This window comes from Rhodopseudomonas sp. AAP120, from assembly GCF_001295845.1.
Taxonomy (GTDB): domain Bacteria; phylum Pseudomonadota; class Alphaproteobacteria; order Rhizobiales; family Xanthobacteraceae; genus Rhodopseudomonas.
In genome coordinates this window covers 1-4,353 of record NZ_LJIC01000049.1, presented here as the reverse complement: position 1 = coordinate 4,353, position 4,353 = coordinate 1, and the positions used below count along the sequence as shown (strand labels likewise).

3 protein-coding genes are annotated in these 4,353 nt (G+C 65.9%); all 3 read left to right on the top strand.

What is annotated here, in order from left to right:
• The first annotated feature begins 116 nt into the window (after nucleotides 1-116).
• Nucleotides 117-1,775: a dicarboxylate--CoA ligase PimA gene (gene pimA, locus IP86_RS08940; protein WP_054162173.1), complete on the top strand. Its 1,659-nt coding sequence runs from the start codon at nucleotides 117-119 to the stop codon at nucleotides 1,773-1,775.
• Nucleotides 1,776-1,793: 18 nt separating this feature from the next.
• Nucleotides 1,794-2,981 carry an acetyl-CoA C-acyltransferase gene (locus IP86_RS08935; RefSeq protein ID WP_054162172.1) on the top strand — a complete coding sequence of 396 codons (1,188 nt, stop codon included), beginning with the start codon at nucleotides 1,794-1,796 and terminating at the stop codon, nucleotides 2,979-2,981.
• A gap of 157 nt (nucleotides 2,982-3,138) precedes the next feature.
• Nucleotides 3,139-4,329, top strand: coding sequence for a pimeloyl-CoA dehydrogenase large subunit (gene pimC / locus IP86_RS08930; protein ID WP_054162171.1), 1,191 nt, complete (start codon nucleotides 3,139-3,141; stop codon nucleotides 4,327-4,329).
• The last annotated feature ends 24 nt before the right edge of the window (nucleotides 4,330-4,353 follow it).

Here is a 4,353-nt window from a genome sequence, read left to right as displayed (position 1 = left end):
GCCACACGGACAGGCTTCCGTCGTGGACCCCCACCCCCGACCCCTCCCCGCAAGGGGGAGGGGAGCTACGCTCGCCTCGCTTCGGAACAATCCTGAGTTAGCAGAATGGTTGGTGCATGACCCATCCCGGTGAGCAGTACTATCCGCCCGGCCTTCGCTGGGATGCGGAAATCGCGACGGGGACGTTGCCGGATCTGCTGGCGCAGGCGGCAAAGGACTACACCGATCGTCCGGCGCTGGAATTTCGCGATCGCCAGATCAGCTACACCCAGCTGCAAAACCACGCCGACACCGCCGCCGCGGCGCTGCTCGCAGCCGGTTACGGACCGGGCGCCTCGGTGGCGCTGTTCCTCGGTAACACGCCGGACCATCCGATCAACTTCTTCGGCACGCTGAAGGCCGGCGCCCGCGTCGTGCATCTGTCACCGCTCGACGGCGAGCGCGCGCTGTCGCACAAGCTCAGCGATTCCGGCGCGCGCGTGCTGATCACCACCGAATCCGCCGCGCTGCTGCCGATGGCCGAGAAATTTCTCGCCAAGGGCTTGCTCGATCGGCTGATCGTCTGCTCCGACGCGGCGTGGGGTCCGTCGATGGCTCAGCTGGCGCCGTTGCCGGACGATCCGCGCGTGATCCGCTACGCCGATTTCGTCAAGGACGCGCAGCCGCCCGCCGCCTGGCCGGCGATCGACAAACACGACATCGCGCTGCTGCAATACACCGGTGGCACGACAGGTTTGCCCAAGGGCGCGATGCTGACGCATGCGAACCTCACCGCCGCGGTGTCGATCTTCGATCTGTGGCGTGTGGTGCGCGACGCGCCCGACGGGCAGTCGCGGGTAATCTGCGTGCTGCCGCTGTTCCACATCTACGCGCTGACGGTGATCCTGACCCGCGGGCTGAAGCGCGGCGAGCTGCTGTCGCTGCATCAGCGCTTCGATGTCGCGGCGATCTTCGACGACATCGAGAAGAAACGCGCCACCGCGTTCCCCGGCGTGCCGACGATGTGGATCGCGCTCGCCAACGATCCGTCGCTCGAGAGCCGCGATCTGTCGTCGCTGGTGACGGCCGGCTCCGGCGGCGCGCCGCTGCCGGTCGAGGTCGCGCGGCTGTTCGAACGCAAGACCGGCCTGCAGCTGAAGAGCGGCTGGGGCATGACCGAGACCTGCTCGCCCGGCACCGGCCATCCGCCGGTCGGGCCGGACAAGCCGGGCTCGATCGGCCTGATGCTGCCGGGCATCGAGATGGACGTGGTGTCGCTGCAGGATGCCACCAAGGTGCTGCCGCCGGGCGAAGTCGGCGAGATCCGCGTCCGCGGGCCGAACGTCACCAAGGGCTATTGGAACCGGCCGGAGGAAACCGCGGAATCCTTCGTGGGTGACCGTTTTCTCACCGGCGATATCGGCTATATGGACAGCGACGGCTATTTCTTCCTGGTCGACCGCAAGAAGGACATGATCATCTCCGGCGGTTTCAACGTCTATCCGCAGATGATCGAACAGGCGATCTATGAGCATCCCGCCGTGCAGGAAGTGATCGTGATCGGCATCCCGGACGATTATCGCGGCGAAGCCGCGAAGGCGTTCGTGAAGCTGCGCGACGGCGCGTCGCCGTTCACGATCGAAGAGCTGCGCGCGTTCCTCACCGGCAAGCTCGGCAAGCACGAGCTGCCGGCCGCCGTCGAATTCGTCGACGAGTTGCCGCGCACCCCCGTCGGCAAACTGTCGCGACACGAACTACGCAGTCAGATTTCTCCCCACCTCAAAGCCCAAGCTTAAACCAACAGGAGCCCGCTCATGACCGAGGCCGTCATCGTTTCCACCGCGCGCACGCCGATCGGCAAGGCGTATCGCGGCGCTCTCAACGCCACCGAGGGCGCCACGCTGCTCGGCCACGCCATCGAGCACGCCGTCAAGCGCGCCGGCATCGATCCGAAGGAAGTCGAAGACGTGGTGATGGGCGCCGCGCTGCAGCAGGGCGCCACCGGCGGCAACATCGCCCGCAAGGCGCTGCTGCGCGCCGGCCTGCCGGTGACCACCGCCGGCACCACGATCGACCGGCAGTGCGCTTCCGGCCTGCAGGCGATGGCGCTGGCCGCTCGTTCGGTGATCTTCGACGGCGTCGAGATCGCAGTCGGTGGCGGCGGCGAGTCAATCTCGCTGGTGCAGAACGACAAGATGAACACCTTCCACGCCGTCGATCCGGCGCTGGAAGCGCTGAAGGGCGACGTCTACATGGCGATGCTCGACACCGCCGAGACGGTGGCGAAGCGCTACAACATCTCGCGCGAGGCGCAGGACGAGTACGCGCTGGAAAGCCAGCGCCGCACCGCGGCCGCGCAGCAGGGCGGCAAGTTCAAGGACGAGATCGCGCCGATCGCGACCAAGATGGGCGTCGTCGACAAGGCCACCGGCGCCGTGTCGTTCAAGGACATCACGCTGTCGCAGGATGAAGGTCCGCGGCCGGAAACGACCGCTGAAGGTCTTGCCGGCCTGAAGGCGGTGCGCGGCGAGGGCTTCACCATCACCGCCGGCAACGCCAGCCAGCTGTCCGACGGCGCTTCCGCCACCGTGATCATGAGCGACAAGACCGCGGCCGCGAAGGGCCTCAAGCCGCTCGGCATCTTCCGCGGCATGGTCTCCTACGGCTGCGAGCCGGACGAGATGGGCATCGGCCCGGTGTTCGCGGTGCCGCGCCTGCTCAAGCGCCATGGCCTCAGCGTCGACGACATCGGCCTGTGGGAGCTCAACGAAGCGTTCGCCGTGCAGGTGCTGTACTGCCGCGACAAGCTCGGCATCGATCCGGAGAAGCTCAACGTCAACGGCGGCGCGATCTCGGTCGGCCACCCCTACGGCATGTCGGGCGCACGCCTCGCCGGCCACGCGCTGATCGAAGGCCGCCGCCGCAACGCCAAATACGCAGTCGTCACCATGTGCGTCGGCGGCGGCATGGGCTCGGCGGGCCTGTTCGAGATCGTGCAGTAACAAAAGAGTTTGTCATTCCGGGATGCGCCCCTCTTGGGGCGCAGGCCCGGAATCCATAACCCCTGGCGGTGAGTATGGATTCCGGGCTCGCGAGCTGCGCTCGCGCCCCGGAATGACGGGGATAGTTTGATAGCTAATTCGACCCAAGGAGGATCCGATGGATCTGAATTTCACCAAGGAAGAAATCGCGTTTCGCGACGAGGTGCGGCAGTTCTTCAAGGACAACGTGCCGCCGAAGACCCGCCAGAAGCTGGTCGAGGGCCGGCATCCGTCGAAGGACGACATGGTGGAGTGGTATCGCATCCTCCACAAGAAGGGCTGGGGCGTGACGCACTGGCCGAAGGAATATGGCGGCACGGGCTGGAGCAGCGTGCAGCACTACATCTTCAACGAGGAGCTGCAGGCCGCGCCGGCGCCGCAGCCGCTCGCCTTCGGCGTGTCGATGGTCGACCCGGTGATCTACACCTTCGGCAGCGAAGAGCAGAAGAAGCGCTTCCTGCCGCGCATCGCCAGCGTCGAGGATTGGTGGTGCCAGGGCTTCTCCGAGCCGGGCTCGGGATCGGACCTCGCCTCGCTCAAGACCAAGGCCGAGCGCAAGGGCGACAAGTGGGTCATCAACGGCCAGAAGACCTGGACCACGCTGGCGCAATACGCCGACTGGATCTTCTGCCTGTGCCGCACCAATCCGACGGCGAAGAAGCAAGAAGGCATCTCCTTCATCCTGGTCGACATGAAGACCAAGGGCATCACCGTGCGGCCGATCCAGACCATCGACGGCGGCGCCGAGGTCAACGAGGTGTTCTTCGACGACGTCGAAGTGCCGCTCGAAAATCTCGTCGGTGAAGAGAACAAGGGCTGGGACTACGCCAAGTTCCTGCTCGGCAACGAGCGCACCGGCATCGCCCGCGTCGGCATGTCGAAGGAGCGCATCCGCCGCATCAAGGACCTCGCCTCCAAGGTCGAAGCCGGCGGCAAGCCGGTGATCGAGGACATCAAGTTCCGCGAGAAGCTGGCGGCGGTCGAGATTGAGCTGAAGGCGCTTGAACTGACGCAGCTGCGCGTCGTCGCCGACGAAGGCAAGCACGGCAAGGGCAAGCCGAACCCGGCGTCGTCGGTGCTGAAGATCAAGGGCTCCGAGATCCAGCAGGCCACCACCGAACTGTTGATGGAAGTGATCGGCCCGTTCGCCGCGCCCTACGATGTGCACGGCGACGACGACTCGAACGAGACGATGGATTGGACCGCGCAGATCGCGCCGAGCTACTTCAACAACCGCAAGGTGTCGATCTACGGCGGCTCGAACGAGATCCAGCGCAACATCATCACCAAGGCGGTGCTCGGGCTGTAAGGCGCCTCAGCGAGGCGCTTCCTC